Origin of the sequence: Pokkaliibacter sp. MBI-7 (assembly GCF_029846635.1) — a bacterium.
Lineage (GTDB): Bacteria > Pseudomonadota > Gammaproteobacteria > Pseudomonadales > Balneatricaceae > Pokkaliibacter.
Window position 1 is genome coordinate 623,418 of the sequence record NZ_JARVTG010000001.1, and the last position, 18,738, is coordinate 642,155.

21 protein-coding genes are annotated in these 18,738 nt (G+C 54.3%); 19 read left to right on the plus strand and 2 right to left on the minus strand.

Annotated features, from left to right (window positions below; all coding sequences use genetic code 11):
• Nucleotides 1–63: 63 nt before the first annotated feature.
• Entirely contained in the window at nt 64–2,058 is a 1,995-nt protein-coding gene (locus QCD60_RS02790) for a hypothetical protein (protein WP_279782220.1), read from the minus strand.
• A gap of 371 nt (nt 2,059–2,429) precedes the next feature.
• On the opposite strand from QCD60_RS02790, the gene QCD60_RS02795 reads away from it, so the two are divergent.
• The 19 genes from QCD60_RS02795 to QCD60_RS02885 all read left to right on the plus strand — a co-directional run bounded on the left by QCD60_RS02795 (nt 2,430) and on the right by QCD60_RS02885 (nt 17,558).
• Complete coding sequence (locus tag QCD60_RS02795) at nt 2,430–2,861, plus strand: YeeE/YedE family protein (RefSeq protein ID WP_279782222.1); 432 nt, start codon at nt 2,430–2,432, stop codon at nt 2,859–2,861.
• Between the two features lie 17 nt (nt 2,862–2,878).
• Nucleotides 2,879–3,316, plus strand: a complete 438-nt coding sequence (locus QCD60_RS02800; RefSeq protein ID WP_279782224.1) for a YeeE/YedE family protein — start codon at nt 2,879–2,881, stop codon at nt 3,314–3,316.
• A gap of 341 nt (nt 3,317–3,657) precedes the next feature.
• Nucleotides 3,658–4,332 (plus strand): GntR family transcriptional regulator, encoded by a 675-nt coding sequence (locus QCD60_RS02805; protein WP_104155547.1) that lies wholly within the window; start codon nt 3,658–3,660, stop codon nt 4,330–4,332.
• 437 nt (nt 4,333–4,769) lie between these two features.
• A complete protein-coding gene (locus tag QCD60_RS02810) occupies nt 4,770–5,321 on the plus strand; it encodes a TRAP transporter small permease (protein WP_104155548.1) in 552 nt (183 codons plus the stop codon).
• A complete protein-coding gene (locus QCD60_RS02815; RefSeq protein WP_279782229.1) occupies nt 5,321–6,601 on the plus strand; it encodes a TRAP transporter large permease subunit in 1,281 nt (426 codons plus the stop codon). Before QCD60_RS02810 ends, QCD60_RS02815 begins: the two co-directional genes overlap by 1 nt.
• 186 nt (nt 6,602–6,787) lie before the next feature.
• Nucleotides 6,788–7,798 (plus strand): TRAP transporter substrate-binding protein, encoded by a 1,011-nt coding sequence (locus QCD60_RS02820; RefSeq protein WP_104155550.1) that lies wholly within the window; start codon nt 6,788–6,790, stop codon nt 7,796–7,798.
• A 196-nt stretch (nt 7,799–7,994) separates the two neighbouring features.
• Nucleotides 7,995–8,432: a type II 3-dehydroquinate dehydratase gene (gene aroQ, locus QCD60_RS02825; RefSeq protein ID WP_104155551.1), complete on the plus strand. Its 438-nt coding sequence runs from the start codon at nt 7,995–7,997 to the stop codon at nt 8,430–8,432.
• A 62-nt stretch (nt 8,433–8,494) separates the two neighbouring features.
• Nucleotides 8,495–10,420, plus strand: coding sequence for a sugar phosphate isomerase/epimerase and 4-hydroxyphenylpyruvate domain-containing protein (locus QCD60_RS02830; RefSeq protein WP_279782234.1), 1,926 nt, complete (start codon nt 8,495–8,497; stop codon nt 10,418–10,420).
• Nucleotides 10,421–10,452: 32 nt separating this feature from the next.
• Nucleotides 10,453–11,307, plus strand: a complete 855-nt coding sequence (locus QCD60_RS02835; protein ID WP_279782236.1) for a shikimate dehydrogenase — start codon at nt 10,453–10,455, stop codon at nt 11,305–11,307.
• A 295-nt stretch (nt 11,308–11,602) separates the two neighbouring features.
• On the plus strand, nt 11,603–11,806 hold the full coding sequence (locus QCD60_RS02840; RefSeq protein ID WP_279782238.1) for a hypothetical protein: 204 nt from the start codon (nt 11,603–11,605) through the stop codon (nt 11,804–11,806).
• A gap of 385 nt (nt 11,807–12,191) precedes the next feature.
• Nucleotides 12,192–12,659 carry a PA2169 family four-helix-bundle protein gene (locus tag QCD60_RS02845; protein WP_279782240.1) on the plus strand — a complete coding sequence of 156 codons (468 nt, stop codon included), beginning with the start codon at nt 12,192–12,194 and terminating at the stop codon, nt 12,657–12,659.
• A gap of 561 nt (nt 12,660–13,220) precedes the next feature.
• Nucleotides 13,221–13,421, plus strand: coding sequence for a hypothetical protein (locus QCD60_RS02850; RefSeq protein WP_104155555.1), 201 nt, complete (start codon nt 13,221–13,223; stop codon nt 13,419–13,421).
• A gap of 470 nt (nt 13,422–13,891) precedes the next feature.
• A complete protein-coding gene (locus QCD60_RS02855; RefSeq protein WP_279782243.1) occupies nt 13,892–14,482 on the plus strand; it encodes a BON domain-containing protein in 591 nt (196 codons plus the stop codon).
• Between the two features lie 80 nt (nt 14,483–14,562).
• Nucleotides 14,563–14,700 carry a hypothetical protein gene (locus QCD60_RS02860; protein ID WP_279782245.1) on the plus strand — a complete coding sequence of 46 codons (138 nt, stop codon included), beginning with the start codon at nt 14,563–14,565 and terminating at the stop codon, nt 14,698–14,700.
• A gap of 309 nt (nt 14,701–15,009) precedes the next feature.
• On the plus strand, nt 15,010–15,477 hold the full coding sequence (locus QCD60_RS02865) for a DUF2383 domain-containing protein (protein ID WP_165838451.1): 468 nt from the start codon (nt 15,010–15,012) through the stop codon (nt 15,475–15,477).
• Nucleotides 15,478–15,733: 256 nt separating this feature from the next.
• On the plus strand, nt 15,734–16,021 hold the full coding sequence (locus QCD60_RS02870) for a hypothetical protein (RefSeq protein WP_279782249.1): 288 nt from the start codon (nt 15,734–15,736) through the stop codon (nt 16,019–16,021).
• Nucleotides 16,022–16,068: 47 nt separating this feature from the next.
• On the plus strand, nt 16,069–16,485 hold the full coding sequence (locus QCD60_RS02875; protein ID WP_279782251.1) for a hypothetical protein: 417 nt from the start codon (nt 16,069–16,071) through the stop codon (nt 16,483–16,485).
• Nucleotides 16,486–16,501: 16 nt separating this feature from the next.
• The gene (locus QCD60_RS02880) at nt 16,502–16,891 is read left to right on the plus strand and encodes a hypothetical protein (RefSeq protein ID WP_279782253.1); all 390 of its coding nucleotides are present in this window, start codon (nt 16,502–16,504) and stop codon (nt 16,889–16,891) included.
• 181 nt (nt 16,892–17,072) lie between these two features.
• A complete protein-coding gene (locus tag QCD60_RS02885) occupies nt 17,073–17,558 on the plus strand; it encodes a GreA/GreB family elongation factor (protein ID WP_279782255.1) in 486 nt (161 codons plus the stop codon).
• On the opposite strand, the gene solA is transcribed toward QCD60_RS02885, so the two are convergent.
• Nucleotides 17,548–18,714 (minus strand): N-methyl-L-tryptophan oxidase, encoded by a 1,167-nt coding sequence (gene solA / locus QCD60_RS02890; RefSeq protein WP_279782257.1) that lies wholly within the window; start codon nt 18,712–18,714, stop codon nt 17,548–17,550. The two genes, QCD60_RS02885 and solA, sit on opposite strands and share 11 nt — an antisense overlap.
• Between the last annotated feature and the right edge of the window lie 24 nt (nt 18,715–18,738).

The window sequence follows — 18,738 nt, forward strand, 5'->3', positions numbered from 1 at the left end:
TGCTGATCTCCGTCCTTAAAAGGCCTCAGAAGAGGCCTTGCCTTGTAGCGGCGACTAACCGGCTTACTGGGCAGTAACGTCTGCCTTACCTGCCAGCACCTGAGCACGGTGCACAGCAGTAATCTGCTTCACCCCATCCTCATCGGTGTCACCGGTGTTGCCGGTAGCCAGCACATTCTCACCCGAGTCACCGAGCCATTCAGCCAGCTGCATACCACCATTGACGGTGTTGCCGAACCAGGACACGTAACGCTCGGTCAGCTGCTGCAGCTCCAGCGCAGGTTCTTTCTCATCGCCACGGTTGCGCAGGTTCTGGATCGCCGAGCGCAGACCACCAGAAATGGCTGCCTGAGTCCAGGGGGTGTATTCGTCCTTATCACCACGAATCCAGCTGCCAGCCTTATTGTTGAAATAGGCCTTGTCAGCCGCAGCGAACAGCTTGCGTGCTGCGTCACGGTATTTTTCGTCTTTGGTCGCCAGGAAAGCAGCGGTCAGACCACGTACTGCAGCGAACTGCGCATCAACGCTCTTGCCTGCATCCACTTTGCCATCCAGAGCCAGACCATCCGCCACCAGACCGTCTTTGCCCACCAGCTTGCTGAGGATAAAGTCAGCCTGTTTGCGAATCAGCTCCAGTGCCTGTTTGCCTTCCGGCGTATCAATACCGGTCGCCGCATCACCCGATGCATAACCAACGGGCAGCGCATCATGGGCACGCTGGAAAATCTGCAGCGCGACCAGGGTGTAAGCAGCATCATAGGTGCTCACGTGCTGACCTTGTTTACCTTCGCTGAAACGGTCAACAAAGGTGCCTGCCTTGCTGTTGAAATGCAGCGCCTGCAGGTTCTTGAATTCCAGATTGGACAGGTTGGACGCCAGAGAGAACGCATCGCTGCCAGCGACATCATTACTGACATCTGCATCCGTATTCGCTGCAGGCGCGGCTGCAAAAGGTGCACCATCAAACACGGCCAGGAAGGCAGGATTCTGACCCTCGTTGGCTTTGCGCTGATCGCTGTAAGCATAGAATTCAGACAGTGGCCACAGCATCATCCAGGTATCGCGCAGTGTGGAGGCGCTGTCTTCAACGCTCAGGCCAGCAATGCTGTTGACACCGTTGTCCTCACCCTGAGTCACTTTAACCTTGTGCGGGAAGTAGATGATGCCTTTGGCAGGGTCATACTGAGGAGTAATCCTGGCGCCAAGCTGCTTGCCGTCAAAACCCAGGCTCTGCTGCATGGTCAGCAACTTATCAATGGACTCCTCGGTCAGGAACATGCCGTTCATACCATCGGCAGAGGAAACACCCAGCTTGTGCTTGCCATCCTGATCCATGGTGGCGGAGGTGGCTTCCACTTCCTCATCAGACTCGGCTACGTGCATACCACCCAGGAAATCCTGTGACCACATCACTTCCTTGAGGAAGATACCGCCGATGGCTGCAGGTTCCAGAGCCTTGTCGAAGCTGTCGGCCTTCCAGTCCAGCGTCTTGTAATCACGATAGTATGCAGGCGTCTGGATGCTGCCTTTCATGGCATTGCCCTTGGCAGTGGTGCCATCCAGCTCATCGCTGTTTACTGTTGCAGTATCAATGTTCTCACCAAGCTCAGGCACACCGGAGGCATAGGGCAGAGACAGAGGATACATGTTGAGAGGGATTTCCTCGGGAGCGAAACCGACGGCTCCGGCCATTTCGATGACACGCTTTCCGAAATCCTGCATGGTGCCGCCACGGGCCTTGTTCAACGGACCATTAGCCAGATGAATCCCCATCTGTGACTGGTAATTCAGGGCGTACATCGCCTCTTCAGAGTATTCGTAAGATTCGATACCGGCTTTGTAATCAAAGGCATGGGGTTGATTAACCTGGTTGGGGTCAAGGGTGTCCAGATCAATTCCCAGTGACTCCGCCAGCGGCTCACCAGACAGTTCAAACTCGGTGTAAGCCAGCATATTGGCAGCAGGGCTGAAACGGATGTCCTTCACTTCAACTGCCGCAGATGCCCATTGAGACAGGGTGACAGATGCAATGGCACAGGCAAGCAATGTTTTTTTCACTATAACCTCTTGTGATCGCCCGAGTGGTTAACGGCCTTTGATCCCCGGTATTGTCAGTGCAACTGTTTCAGCTATCAGCCCAAACGGCGATCCTGATGACACATCATTGCAACAACAACAAGAAAACAAATGCAATTCATTATCATTAGTGCGTTTTATAGCAAGTAACCACCAGAGTCTGCAGCAGAGCCGACCTGATTGCCATTGTTAATCCCCACTATGCAAATATTAGTCAAACAATATTCACAAATAATGGAATACGAATGACAAGTGACTGATTAATCAACCACATTGATGCCTCACCACTATATCGTTGATCATTAATTTAGATAATGCTAATTTAACAGTCACCACAGATTGGGGACTAGGTTATGTCAATCGACTGGACTCATTTCACCCCCTGGGTGTCACTATCCGGGGGCTTACTTATTGGCCTGGCAGCAGCCATCTTTGTACTGCTCAATGGCAAGATTGCTGGCATCAGCGGCATTGTCGCCGGGCTGCTCCACCCTACGGGCACAGACTGGCTGGAACGCTTCTGTTTCTTTATCGGTCTGTTGCTGGCCCCTATGCTGTATATGCTGATTGCCGGCCCACCCGAGATTGACTGGCAGACCTCACCAATAATGACTGCCATTGCGGGCCTTATCGTTGGTTTCGGTACCCGTTTAGGCTCTGGCTGCACCAGTGGCCACGGCGTATGTGGACTATCCCGCCTGTCACCGCGCTCTCTGGCCGCCACCCTGACGTTCATGGCAGCAGGTTTTGCTACCGTGTTTGTTATTCGACACCTGATAAGCTGATTGCCGAGGTTTGAACGATGAAAAATCTGAGCAGTTTTATCAGCGGACTGGTCTTTGGCATTGGCCTGTTGCTGGCTGGCATGGCGAATCCTGCCAAAGTGTTAGGTTTTCTGGATCTGGCCGGAGTCTGGGACCCGTCACTGGCGTTGGTGATGGGAGGTGCCATTGCTGTTGGCCTGATCGCTTTCACCCTGGCCAAACGGCGCAGCTATTCACTCCTGCAGGTCAGGATGCAGCTCCCCAACAGCCGTGTGATTGATCAGCCACTGGTCGTCGGTGCCTTACTATTTGGCATCGGTTGGGGGATAGCCGGTGTCTGCCCGGGGCCTGCCATTGTGGCAATGGGCGCTGGCGTTCCTCAGGCTCTGATCTTTGTCGCGGCCATGATGACAGGCATGCTGGCGTTTGAACTCCGTAAATCCCATATCCAGCGGAAACGTGCCACACACGCCTGACTGTCAAACCTGACAGCCCTCAGTTTCACTTCACTCTAGAAGGAGCCATATCAGGCTCCTTTGTTCTTTTGTTTACGCTGAGCCAAGCAGACCTCTTATCACTTTGCAGCAATCAGCATGGACCTGCTGTTGCTCAATTTCCTACCTATCACTACGCCCTCTGGTGCCCCTACCTGCTGCATCAGCCTTGGGTCATCAAGCAAATTTATTGCTGGGCCTGTAAAGGAAAAGATGTAAAATCCGTTTCACCCTATATTTTTCACTTTATAGGCTTATTAGAAAAATAATTAGTCTGGCTGCCTGCAGCACTTTTCCCGCAAAAGACCTTGGCGAGTAGTTCCATGAGCACCGTGATCGATAAAAAACTCGTAGGCCAGGCGACCTACGACATGCTGCGCGACGATATCGTCACCGGCAAACTTAAACCTGGCGCCAAACTAAAACTGAACGAACTGCGCGATCGCTACGACGTCAGTGTCAACACCCTGCGTGAAGTCCTGATGCGACTGGTATCCGATGGCTTTGTACTATTCGAGGACCAGAAAGGTTTTCGCGTTGCCCCCATCTCTCCCGATGAACTGCTTGAACTTGCCGAACTACGTATCAGCATGGAACTGCTTGGCCTGCGCAAGTCCATGCAACGCGTGACCATGGACTGGAAATCCAATCTGGTCAGCGCCCATTACCGGCTGTCATGCATGGAAAAGCTGATGGAGACTGACGAAACTCAGTTCGTCAAAGAATGGGAGCGCGCCGACCGCGACTTTCATATGACGCTGGTTGCCAACAGCGGCTCCCGCCAGCTGATTCGCTATCACTCTTCAGTGCTGGAACTCTTCATGCGTTATCAGGTACTGGCGCTGAGTAAACGGCCGTTCCGCGGCCATGCAGCGGAAGAGGAGCACAAGGTGCTGCTGAACATGATTCTCGAAGATAAAGTGGATGAGGCTTGCACCCTGCTTGAAGCCCATATCACCCGCGGCACTCGCCAGCCTGAGGATATTGATTACAGTTAACAGGTATCGGCAACGCATTCCGAAACTTACAAAAGGAACCAGAGCACAGACTCTGGTTTTTTTCACCCTCAGCTCAATCAACCATACAAAACAAAAAGTATAGGATACTTTGATTTTTATCATTGATTATTGACTTGACCAGATAGCACTGCTACTTTTCCTATACAAACAGTCAAGCCCTATTGCTGACATAACCATAAGAATGAGTCCGAATTGCCGGATAGCTGCGGAGCCCGAGACCATGATCACAACAACAAAAGCCCCGACCCCCTATTGCCTTGTTCCCCTCCCAGACAGCCACTGACCCCACTCCATCAGTAGTCATTTTTCAAACCACCGGTCTTCATCATTTCTGACTGCCAGTCACAGAGATGGGAGATTGATGCGGCGCTCATTACGAGCGTGAAAAAGCCCCTGCGGGCCAAGAGGTGTCCTCGATGCGTAAGGTCGTCGATCTTTACTTCAGCTTGCTCAAGCTGATTATCGCCTTCTGCATGATTGCCATGGTGGCGTTGGTCTTCACCAACGTTGTCCTGCGTTATGCCTTCAACTCCAGTATTTCCGTGTCTGAAGAGCTGTCACGCTGGTTCTTCGTCTGGATGGTTTTCACCGGTTCCCTGATTCTGCTGAAAGAACGTGCCCATCTGGGAGTAGACACCCTGGTCAAGCAGTTCCCTGCCATTGGCCGCCGCATCTGCCTGTTTATCAGCTATCTGGCGATGCTCTACATCACCTGGCTGATTACCTCCGGCAGCTGGGTACAGATGCAGATCAACATGAGTGTCACCGCACCTGCCTCTGGCCTTTCCATGGGCTGGTTTTACGGCACCGGCGTGTTCTTCGGTGTCACTGCGGGCCTGATCCTGCTGGTCGATTTGCTGCTGGTGATCACCGGCAAGCTGGGTGGCGAGCCACAACATGGGCTGATTCCTGATGACGTCAGTGAAGAGCAGCTCAACAAGGGTAATCACGCGCGGAGGGCTCACTGATGACACTGACAATTTTCCTCGGCACGCTGCTGGGCTCCATGGCCATCGGTATACCTATCGCTTTCGCGCTGCTGCTGGTCAGTGTCGCGCTGATGTTCCAGCTCGATCTGTTTGACTCACAGATCATTGCTCAGAACCTGCTTAACGGTGCAGACAGCTTCCCACTGATGGCCGTGCCCTTCTTCATGCTGGCCGGTGAGATCATGAACGCAGGTGGCCTGTCCAAACGCATCGTCACCATTGCCATGACACTGGTCGGACACAAACGCGGCGGTCTGGGTTACGTGGCCATCATCGCCTCCTGCCTGCTGGCCTCCCTGTCTGGCTCTGCGGTAGCCGATGCGGCTGCTCTGGCAGCCCTGCTGGTACCAATGATGGTTACCGCTGGCCACAGCCGCGGTCGTTCTGCAGGCCTTATCGCTGCTGGTGGCATCATTGCTCCGGTTATCCCGCCCAGTATCGGCTTCATCATCTTCGGTGTGGCTTCCGGTGTGTCCATCTCCAAGCTGTTCCTGGCCGGTATTGTCCCCGGCATCATGCTTGGTGCTGCCCTGGCTATTGCCTGGTGGTACACCACCCGCACAGAAGAAGTGCCCGTGCAGGAAAAACGCAGCCGCAAGGAAATCCTGCATGCGCTGGCAGATGGCAGCTGGGCCCTCGGTCTGCCCTTTATCATCATCTTCGGCCTGAAGTTCGGCATTTTCACCCCGACAGAAGCGGCAGTAGTGGCAGCGGTCTACGCCCTGTTCGTCGCGACAGTGATCTATCGTGAGCTGAAACTGAGTCAGGTCTTCGAAGTCATTGTAACTGCCGCCAAAACCACCTCCGGCGTGATGTTACTGGTTGCCGCCGCCATGGTATCGGCCTGGCTGGTCACCATCGCCGACCTGCCCGGCCAGCTGGCGTCGGTGCTGGAGCCGTTCATGGAGCACCCCACCATTCTGCTGCTGATCGTGATGGCGGTGATTGTGGCTGTAGGCATGGTGATGGATATGACCCCGGCCATCCTGATACTGACCCCGGTGTTGCTGCCCGCCATCAAGCAGGCAGGGATTGATCCGGTGTATTTCGGCGTGCTGTTCATCCTCAATACCTCCATCGGTCTGCTGACCCCCCCCGTCGGTACTGTGCTGAACGTCGTCTGCGCCGTGTCAAAACTGCGCATGGAAGAAATGGTACGGGGCGTCTGGCCCTTCCTGCTGGCCCAGATTCTCGTGCTGCTGCTACTGATTCTGTTCCCGGGTCTGGTCACCATTCCCATGCAGTTTTTCCATGGCTGAGCGACATCAGACGTGAATGTAATACCGGGTATGAACATGTGTTCATACCCAACCAGAATCTGCCCTGCAGATCACCGCGTGGCTACAGCTGCGCTGAGTTGAAACCGAGCGAACTTCGCTGATGCAACACCCTTGATGCGACAACCAGAAAGCATCAACCAGTACAACAACAACCAGGAGTACATCATGCAAAAATGGCTGAAAACCCTGCTGTCCAGCGCCTGCGCTGCCACTCTGATCGCTGCTGCCGGTGCTCAGGCTGACGACATTGGCGAGCACACCTTCCGTTTTGCCTTCCAGAACGTAAAAGAGCATCCCCAGGGCCAGGGCGCACAGAAGTTCGCAGAACTGCTGAGTGAGAAAAGCGGCGGCAAGATGACCGTCAAATTGTTCCCCGGTGGTGTGCTGGGTGGTGACCTGCAAACCGTCTCCGCTCTGCAGGGCGGTACGCTGGATATGACCGTACTGAACTCCGGAATTCTGTCTGCGCAGGTGAAAGACTTCGCCATGCTGGACTTCCCCTTCCTGTTCGACAGCAATGAACAGGCCTTTGCCGTGATCGACGGCAAAGTGGGTCAGGAGCTGGCCAAGCGCCTGGAAGACAAGGGTCTGCATACCCTGGGCTACTGGGACCTGGGCTTCCGCAACATGACCAACAGCAAACACCCCATCACCAAGGTTGAGGATGTTGAAGGCCTGAAACTGCGTGTTATTCAGTCTCCCATCTACATCGAAACCTTTAAGGCACTGGGTGCTAACCCTGTTCCCATGCCCTTCCCCGAGGTATACACCGCGCTGGAACAAAAGGTCGTAGATGGTCAGGAAAACCCCTTCACCACCATCGCAGGCAACAAGTTCAACGAAGTCCAGAAGTACCTGTCGGTTACCCGTCACATCTATAACCCACAGTCGTTCCTGATCAGCGCCAAGAGCTGGAGCAAGCTCAATCCTGATGAGCAGAAACTGGTCAGCGAAGTGGCCAAAGAAGCCGAAGCCTATGAGCGTGACGTCTCTGTCAAAGCGCAGGACGTAGCCCGTGAAAACCTGGCCAAATCCATGGAGATCAACGACATCACTCCAGCAGAAATGGCACGTTTCCGTGACAAGGTGAAGCCAGTGATCGAACAGTTCTCCAAGGATCTGGATCAGGATCTGGTGAAAACCATGTATGACGATATCGAGAAAACTCGCAAGTAATACATCGTTACCCCGACGAGGCTCCCCATAGCCCGTCGGGCCCGCACTGTCTCGGAGCCTGGTCTCTGAACTAATTCGCAGCTACACGTGTTCGGTCTGATCTGTCGTTTCGATCAGACCGCTTTTTCCCGAACCACCCTGCTCCGACTGGTATTTACAATACCGGTGCGGGGGCGGCTATCCAGGATTCAGGCACATGACTGACATACTGATCATCAACGGCCCCAATCTGAACCTGCTGGGGACACGCCAGCCTGAAATTTACGGCTATGACACCCTCGACAGTATTGCCGCGATGCTCAACCAGCGGGCAGCGGAACACGGTCTGACCCTGGCGTTTTTTCAGAGCAATCACGAAGGGGCCATTATTGATCGCATCCATCAGGCACGTGGCACCACACGCGGCATCATCATCAACCCCGCGGCCTACACCCATACCTCGGTGGCCATTCTCGATGCGCTGAATACCTATGAAGGCAAGGTGGTGGAAGTCCACCTGTCCAATGTCCACAAACGCGAGTCATTCCGTCACCACTCCTACGTTTCCCTGCGTGCCGACGGCGTCATTGCCGGTCTGGGCGTGACGGGTTACCGGCTGGCACTGGACTACTTGCATCAGGCCTTTAGCGGCTGAAGATTTAACGACGCTGTCGATGCCCGCTCTGCGCGAGCGGGGATAGATTGGAGTAACTGCTGATGAAAACCTCTCTAGCTACTGTGACCCTGTCCGGCGACCTGCTGGAAAAGCTGGAAGCCTGCGCTGCAGCCGGCTTCCATGGCGTGGAAATTTTCGAGAATGACTTCCTGCTGTCTGATCGCAAAGCCGGAGAGGTGCGCCAGATCGCCGCAGATCTGGGGCTGGAAATCATCGCCCTGCAACCCTTCCGCGATTTCGAAGCCCTGCCTGATGAGATGATGGCCAACAACTTCAAACGTGCCCGGCGCAAGTTTGAGCTGATGCGGGAGCTGGGCACCAACAAGTTGCTGATCTGCAGTAACGTTTCTCCGCACACCATCGACAGCACCGATAAAGCCGCGGAAGACCTGCACAAGCTGGCGCAGATGGCGGCTGAATACGGCATGCAGATCGGTTTTGAAGCGCTGGCCTGGGGCAAGCACACCTATACCTACGAGCAGGCCTGGGACATTGTCAGCAAAGCCGATCACCCGCATCTGGGCATCATTCTCGACAGCTTTCATATCTATGCCCGCCACAGCACGCTCGATCTGATGAAGCAGATTCCCGCGGACAAGATCACTCTGGTGCAACTGGCCGATGCACCGGACCTGAAAATGATGGATGTACTGCAGTTCAGCCGCCACTTCCGCTGCTTCCCGGGGCAGGGCGACTTCGCCGTTGTGGAGTTTATGCAGGTGCTCAAGCAGCTGGGTTACAACGACTACGTTTCGCACGAGATCTTCAACGACGAATTCCGCGCTTCCTCTGCCCGCGCCAAGGCCGTTGACGGCATGCGCTCACTGATCTGGCTGGAAGACCAGACCCGCGCGCAGGCGCCGCACATTGAAGTCAAAAACACCTCCAGCTCCCATGCTCCGGCGGCTACTGACCTCGACATCGCCTTTGTTGAGTTTGCCATTGAAGAAAAATCCGGACAGCCACTGGTCACCCTGCTCGATCAGCTGGGCTTTACCGAAACCCACCGACACAAGAGCAAGAATGTCAGCCTCTACCGTCAGGGCGGCATCAATCTGGTCATCAACAAGGAAATTGAGAGTATTGCGCATACCCATTTTCTGCTGCACGGCGTGTCCGTCTGCGCCCTTGGGCTGGGTACGCCCAACCCGCAGCAGATGCTGGATCGGGCACGGCACTATCTTTGCCCGGAATTCCGTCACCAGACGCGCCCCGGTGAGCTGAATATCCCCGCCATCAAGGGCGTCGGTGACAGCCTGATTTACTTTGTTGATAACAGCAAAGGAGCTGAGGACGAGAGCACTGCCGTCAAACCGGCATTCTATGATGTGGACTTCAACGAGATTGCTGGCGCCAGCACCGGTGCCGGGCTCAAACGTATCGACCACATTTCCCAGACAGTCACACCAAGCGACTTTCTCTCGGCATCGTTCTTCTACAAATCCGTATTCAATTTCAACTGCGATCTGAATCAGGACCTGAACGACCTGTACGGTCTGGTGGTCAGCAAGACCCTGACCAATGCTGACAAGAGCATCCGCATTCCACTGAACATGTCAGCCAGTATCGAAACCAGCGCCCAGCGCTTCATGCGGCAGTCAAAAGGATCCGGCTTCCAGCAGATTGCCTGTGAATGCGACGACATCTTTGCTGCCGCCCGCCGGGTCGACCAGCGCTATGTGCTGCAGATTCCTGCCAACTACTACGAAGATCTGGATGCCAAATACTCTCTGCCTGCCGAACAGCTGGCGCAGATGCAGGCGCTGAACATCCTCTATGACCGTGATGCCAAAGGGGAGTTCTTCCACTTCTATACCAAGGAAGTGCACGGCGTGTTCTTCGAGATTCTGCAGCGCAATGGCTACGAGCGTTATGGCGAAGCCAACGCCCATGTACGTATGGCCTGTCAGACCAAGGAATACAAAGAACGTCAGGAGCGCATCAACGCGCTGCTGCAGAACAACTGATGACCGTCTCTGACTGGCACACAGGTATCACCATGAAAAATAACGTCACCAAACTCGGTCTGATCGGCAAGAACATTCTCAAGTCCACCTCGCCCCGGCTGCATGTCTTTCTCGGCGAGACACTGGGCATGCCCTGTACCTATGAGCTGCTGGAAGCGGGCGATGACTTCCCCGAAGACTTCCTGCAGCAGCGTATTGCCCGCTGCGCCAGCGAAGGCTACGCAGGCACCAACGTGACCTTCCCGTTCAAACAGAAGGCACTCGGCTTTGTTGATCACAAAGCACAAAGCGCAGCGCTGGTCGGTGCGACCAATACACTGGTATTCCGCGATAACGGCATTACCGCCTCCAACACCGACTTCAGCGGCTTTGCCCGCGCCTATCGGGAAAACTTCGGTCGGCAGCCCGCAGGCAAGGTACTGATGCTGGGTGCTGGCGGCGTGGGCCGTGCCATCGCCTTTGCCCTGACTCAGCTGCAGCTGGACACCTTGTATATCTTTGATACCAGCACGGCGCAGGCAGACGATCTGGTCAGCAGCCTGCAGGCAGCGGGAGCAAAGGCAGAAGTTGTCACTCAGGAGCGTCTGGTCGATACCATGCGCAGCTGCCAGGGGCTGGTCAATGCCACGCCCATAGGCCACTACAAAACACCCGGACAGCCTTTCCCCGAAGATGGCTGGGCACAACAACAGTGGGCGTTCGATGCGGTCTACACACCGATCGAAACGGAATTCCTGCTGCAGGCCAAGCAGCATGATCTGAGCATTCTCACCGGCTTCCAGCTGTTCTTTTATCAGGGCATTGATGCGTTTGAACTGTTCATGGATACCAGAGTGGATGCCAAAGCCATTCAGCCTGCATTTATTGCTCATATCGGCGGCATTTGAGACCCCGACCACCTGAATACACCCTGGGTGAGGAATCACCCCTTGGCCACGGATGGCATTTTTCACTTCCAGCACTTCACGCTTCAACAGTGGCGCCTGTCTCGTCTCAGCCACCAGCATTGCCGCCAAGAGCGTGAACACGCCCTTATCTCTGTTACCAACAGACACGATTCGTAGCGTCCGCAAACCACAGCCACAGATAGCCGTGGGCAAAATAGAACACCTTACTTGCAGCTGGCAGCGCGGCTGCAAGCGCTTCAACTATCGACATCTATCTGCATCTCTGGAGTCCCCCATGCGCCCTACCCTGCCCGTACTGCTTATGTCTCTGACTCTGGTACTCAGCGGCTGTCTGGATATGAACAGCCAACCCGCGACCAGCAGCGACGCCGCACAGACCAGTGACAGTTCCGCTACTGACAGCTCAAACGCTGGCAGTTCAGGCTCAGACAGCAGCTCCACGTCAGGCACTGCCACTCAGCCTGCCTTGCGTTACTGATCCGGCTCAGCAGCAGGCAGATGAGTCACCCTGTAAAATCTGCCTGCTCTTCTATAAAAAATTTAGACAGCAACCCTCCTTCCGCTACCACTTCGAAAATATATTATTTAATTTCAATGACTTAACCATTGGCACACATTCTGCTTTGTTTGATATGCCGCCTGACTGTTCATCTATCGCAGTGTAGATAAGCACGACCCGTCAGGATGGCCACTCGGCAGGATGATCACGATCACCCCAGCTGCCCCTTCAGGACGACCAACAGGGGCGATGTGATACCACGAAATGCGATCTCATCCTGTTCGAGCATTCGTGATCGGCTTTTCAGTCCCACACCGGCAGACTGAAAGTGGATTAATCACCCCCTAATTCACGCGAGTCAGTTATGTTGATCAATGACGAGAAAACCAGCGAACTCAGCGTGCTGAACCGGGTGTTGGCCGTCTGCGAAGATGGCCGCAGTTTCTACCAGCACGCAGCCCAGGAGGCGGAAAGCGCTACCCTGAGGCAGATATTCCGGGAGCAGGCCCAGATACGCTCCGAAGCCATTCAACAGCTCAGCAACGAAGTACATAAGCGGCACGGCAGCCCGCTACACTCCGGCACCCTGAAGGGAACGCTGCAACAGTGGTACACCGACATTCGGGCACGGCTCAGCCACTCTCAGGACCATGTGTTTATCCAGCAACTGGAGGAAACCGAAAACCAGACCCTGGGAGAGCTGAAGCGAGCCGTAAGAAGCTTGCAGGACCCTGCTCTGGCCCGCCAGCTTGGCTCACACCTGGCCTCTATCCAGCTGGCACATGACCGCATGAAGTCAATTGGTGAAGACCTGCGTGCTCGCGCCCATTAACGGTCGGCTCTCTGTGTGGGCAATATAATACGTAAGGTGCGCCAATAAACCCTCAGCAACTCATGGTAAAGACTGGTACCTCATAAAGAAGTGGAGCGTATCAGTCTGTTTTTCTCCCACTTTTCACCTTCAGTTTTTACGCGCCTCTCCCTTCTGCTCTGATATCCACACTCGATCCTCCGGCCCGCTGTTGCATATGTTTCCTCTGATCTGGCATAAAACAATGTGAGTAATATTTTCAAAAACACCGCCGTTAGCATTCCTTCTTTCGCCTGACGAACTCACTCTTTCATTGATCACTATCAATACAGATGACATTTGTCATGATAGGTAGATGATCTGGCACAATTAACCTGTAAAAACTGCGCTGACTGCCGGTAAAAATCGGAAACTTGATGGGTGGAAATTTCAAAAAAATGTAAAAACCATTAAATATCAATAATTTATAAAATTGGCATTAAATATGCTTTATTGAGATAACACCCTGACTTCATCAGTCAGCAGCAAAGCAAAGATGTTCGTCAGGTAGCCATAGACCAAGAATTTGAAAGGATATCTATCATGGTGGAATTACTGCTTGTATTTTTCGTTGGTGGCATGCTCTCACTGGCTTTTACTCTCGGCATTTTTTCTACGGTTTCGGTAAGCCTTGTTGGTATTTGCCTGACCATGCTATTAACAGCAGTCGCTCTTTGCCTTTTCATGGAGCGCTTTTACTACTACCGCCTGAATAAAATAAAAGAGGAACTCGCGCTGGACTGATATTACCCTGCACAATCTATCTCGATATCAAAGCCCATAGGTAATAAAGATTTATCACCTATGGGTTTTTCTTTTTATACCCCTTAATTTCTCTCCGTATGAACTCCAAAAAATAGCCCCCACAAATACTCCCCACTCTTAAATAAAACCCAAACGACCATTACTTACAGCATAAATACAATGCCATGCTTTCTGCACTCACAGAAAATTCCATCAGTAAAAAAACACCACCCACAAGAAAAAAACCGAAACACTTTCAGGCAATAAAAAACAATTGTCGCCTTTCTTTTTTTAAATAAATTACTTTTATAAGATTGCTTAAAAAAACGCCTGTAATTATTTCTTCCCTTACCCTGTAATTACTTAATTAAGCGTCGACCTAAAATATACAAAACCTTATAAATCAATAGTTTATAAATTGGCATAACCATTGCTTAGATATATACGTGAATCAACAGAAGGATATGACCATGAATCACATCATTAAAAAAACTGCACTGACTGCTCTTCTTACTACTGCACCTGTTTTTGCTTTCGCCAGCCAGAACAGCGGTCAATGGGAAGGCAAAATGAATGATGCATGGCTGGATGGAAAAATCGAAACCATCTACCTGATGAATGAAAACCTTAACCCTTTCAAAATTGATACTCAGGTAGATCAAGGTAATGTCACCCTTACTGGTAAGGTCGATAGCGATGTTGAGAAGCAGCTTGCCGGTCAGCTCGCCAAGGGTGTCGACGGGGTTAAAGGCGTCAACAACCAGCTGGTCGTCGTAGCAGACGGTGAGCATGCTGACCGCCAGAAAGACGGCAGTTCCTTTATGGACAAAGTGAAAGCTGCCAGTACAACCGCCAGCGTCAAAACCCAGCTGTTCATGCAGAAAGATGTCACCGCGACTGACATCAATGTGGATACCGCCACAGGTGGCGTTGTCACTCTATCAGGGAGTGTTGGCAGCGATGCCGAGAAAGATCTGGCTGTCGCCGTCGCTTCCAGAGTCGATGGCGTATCCAAAGTGATCGACAACCTGACGGTGTCGGCAGAAGCAGCACACAGCTAATAAGTATCCAGGTGCCACAGCAAGGTTGCTGACGGCACAACCGGCGAGCCAGGGAAGGCTGAAGGCAAGGAGAGACGATCATGACACTGAGTCCGGAACAACGAATGCGGCTGATACGTAAACTCTATCGTCACATACGCACCGCCGCTCAGGCCGCTACCGTGCACGAGTTGCCAGCGATTCAGCCCTGTGCCAGATCGTCCGCCCAAGCTGCGTGATCAGGGATGTCTGTAACAGACGTCGCATCTGCAACGGACAGCAGCCTTCAGGGATGAGAACCAGAGGCCAAAGCAGGACAGCAGAGGTCGCCAGGGAAAAGGACTTAAGGACGAGTCGGTGCAGGGACCCGCAGGAAGCAAACGACAGCAGGAAGCCTGGCTCAGAGATGGCTCCTCAGGGAAAGATGGAAAATCAGGGAATGCTGGCAGGGAAGAACGATTCAGGGACGATTACGACGGATTTTCAGGGACTGGAAGGGACTCTCCGGCCAGGGGATGGCCAGTAGCAGAAACACTCAGGAGGAGCCGATGTACCACCGCACGCTATCTGCCACGGATGCCCGTAGGCTGCATGGTTTTCTCATGGTCTGTGAAGACGGTAGGCAGATCTATGAAGAAGCAGCTGCACACACGGACGATCCGGGGCTTCAGAAATTACTGACCGATCAGGCCAGCACCCGCAGCAAGACTATCAATGCACTCAAACCACGCTACGAACTGCACAGTGGCGAGCAACTACATCATCCACGTTCCGTTCAGGGTCTATTGCAGCAATGGTGTATTGAACTGGGCCAGCGATTCGGCAGTGAGCACGCCGCATTGAGCGTACTATTCAGCCAGCTGGAGAAGCTGGAGGACCACACGCTGAACATGCTTTATAAAACCATTCGTCAGATCGAGAGCGGATTGCTGGCGAAAGAGCTGAGCGAGCAAATCGTGCTGGTTCTGGAAAGCCATCACCGGCTCAAACAACTGAAGGCGACTTACCGCCTCTGAAGAAAGTACAGGCTATGCTGCTGGATGGAACCGGGGAAACACTATGAAAACAGCCGCTGCTTATTGTCATCTAACCCCCGGATCAGCTCAGCTATAGTTAGCTGGCCGTTGAACGTCTGTCTGCATTGCACATACCGCGCTTTGCAACGACCAGTCAGATTCTGCGTCCCTGTCAGATCACTCCGCCATGACGGCTTCTGCACAGGACACTGAACACCGACTTTTAAACCGCGACTCAACCTTAGAGGGACTTACCATGAGTACAGCAAAAGCAACCCAGACCACCACTACTGCTGCCGCCGCTGCCAAAGCACATGAAACCATTGACCGTATTGCGGTACATGCAGAGAAAGCCGAGGAGAACATCCGCACCAAGGCGGGTGAAGTGGATGACAGCGTCAAGGCGCAGTACGCCCAGGCCAAGGTAAAAGGCCAGCAGGCCTGTGATGCCGTCTCCACCTATGTTAAGGAAAACCCCATGACGTCGCTTGGGATCGCCTTTGGGGCCGGTGTGTTACTGACTGCACTGCTGCGTCGTAAATAAACCCTATGCAGCCCTCCCAATCCCCCCTGAGCCCACCCGAGCCTGATATGCAATCTCAGGCCGAACAGGAGGCAGACAGCAGCGAAACCGCACAGGTTTCGCTGCTGGCACAGTTATCTGACAGCTGGTATGCCGTGCTGTCGCAGATTTCCGGTGCCATCGATCTTGCCGCACTGGAAGCCCGGCTGGCAGCACTGAGTCTGCTGGAGATGCTGGCACTGGCGATTACTCTGGCGGTGCTTGCCATCACAGCGTGGCTACTGGTGCTGGTATTGATCGCCCTGGCGCTGATGGCCGCTGGCATGCCGCTCTGGTTAAGCGTCACAGTGCTGCTGGTCACCAATCTGGCAGCCTGTCTCTGGATAGTGCTACGCATCCGGCGCAAGTCGGCAGACGCCACATTCCCGGCAACCCGTTCGGTGTTCAGGGAATACACTCAGCCTCAGCACGACACCGCAGAGTAAGGCAGGAGCTTCGGCCATGTTTGGACAATCACCCCTGAAGCAGCACATTCAGGACCAGCGCCTTGCCCTGCATGACGGCAAGGTCAGACAGGACATCAGCCTCACCGCCAGCAAGGCCCGAGTGTATCAGGCCATCACCAGCAGGCAGGCACTGGCCACCGTGTTCGGCGCAGGCATTATCGCGGGCCTGCTGCGCCCCATCAAACAGACGGTGGTCTATCAGGACGATGAAATACCCCCCACCACTCACACCCGCCCTTCCAGACTGAGCATGGTGTGGGGCTTCGTCAGCCCTATAGTGACGCCCCTGCTGGCATCCCTGTTAGCCGAGCGTCTGGCCATGCTTGCTGCTGCTCAATATGAGGAGCCTTCGACCAGTGACGCACCTGCCGACCACTCAGACTAAGAGTTATTTCTACCCCCCCCCCGGACATAGCCATAAGCGACAGATTGCCGCACAGCCGCGACCCGTTGCGGAGCTTGCAAGGCTCAGGCATTGCCCGGCAAGCGACTATCGCGCACTGTCAGTGAGGCGCTGGCCTGTCAGGGCACAGCCGACATCCACCCTATCAGTCGTAGTCATCATCATGAGCCGAGCATTCGTCAAAGAAGACAGCGATCAGCCTGAAACCCTGCCGGATCGCCCCATCAGTGATTTACCCAACTATATGACCGCAACGGGTTATCAGCAGATGCAGCAGACCCTGGCTGAACTCGAGCAAAAACTTGACCAGCTAAAGGCTAGCAGCAGCTTTACCGCCAACGCCGAACGGCCGATGCTGGAGCGCGACCTGCGCTACTATCGCCAGCGTCTGCAGTCAGCCCAGCTGCTGCCCCCTCCGGCGCAAACAGATAAGGCCAGCTTTGGCTGTCAGGTCGGTTTTGTTGATGCCGACGAGCGCCACTTTCAGTTTCGTATCGTCGGCGAAGATGAGGCGGATGCCGAACAGGGCACCATCAGCTGGGCCTCCCCGCTGGCCAGAGCGCTGCTCGGCAAACAGCAGGGAGACACAGTACTGTGGCCCAAACCTGCCGGCGCCATTGAAATCGAGATAACGGAAATCAGTCGTTAGTATCAAAGCGGTCTGCGCGGAACAGGCTGAGATCGAACTCACTCTGCCCCGTCAGCACCAGATCACGCAGCACCTCGCCCATCACACTGACAAACTTGAAGCCATGGCCGGAGAAACCGGCGGCTACCACGACGTGAGGATGATCTGGCAGCGTGTCGATGATGAAATGCTCATCCGGGGTAAAGGTATAGATACAGACCTTACCCTGAGTGAGATCGCCGTTCGCGCCCGGCATATGCCGCTGCAACAGCCAGCGCAGCTCTTCTTCATCCTCGGCGATAAAGCTTCTGTCGTCGTCATCCGGGTTGATCCGCTCACCGCTGTCGTGACGCCCGATCTTCAGGCCCAGCCCGTCCAGCACCGGAAAGCCATAGTACTGACGTTGCAGCAGATCGAAGATAAATACCGGAAACTCACCGGCATCGGTGGCGTGTTGCGGGGCGTTATAAGCGGTACCGGCGGGCTGGAACCAGCCTACTGTCTTGCGGGTAGGGCGCAGTGGCAGGGAATGGCCGTAGAGTGATTGCAGCAACTGCTCGCTCCAGGCGCCGGCGCTGACAATCAGCCGGCGGGCCGTGAATACCCCCTTACTAGTCTGCACGGTCACCCCCTCCGGCTGAACCTCTATGGCGGTTACCCGGGTGTGGGTATGCAGCTCTGCTCCGGCCGCCAGCGCCAGCTCACGATAGCTACTGATGCAGTCTTCACAGCGCAGCACCCCGGCTTCAGGTTCATAGCAGCCGATGTAGTCATCCGGCACGTTGATACCCTCGAACCGCGCGCGCACCTCCGCTCCTGTCAGCACTTCCAGTGGAATCTGATGAGCACGGGCACTGCGCTCCACTTCGGCAACAAAGCCTGAGCCCGGGGCACCGATGCAGATACTGCCGGTATTGAGAAACAAGGGTTTACCGGTCAGCTCCGCCAGCTCATTCCACAGCTGCTGAGCCCGTTTGGCCAGCGGCACATAGGTATCACCTTCGGTGGTATAGGCATGGCGAATGATACGGGTTTCCCCATGGTGGCTCCCCTGCGTATGGGGCGGGTCAAAGCTGTCGAACAGTGCCACCTGATGCCCGTCGCGAGCCAGATAATAACCAGCGGCCATGCCCATGGACCCGGCACCCACCACGATGCAATCAAAATGCGGTTGCATGCGTATTCCTCATCCCGTTTTAGG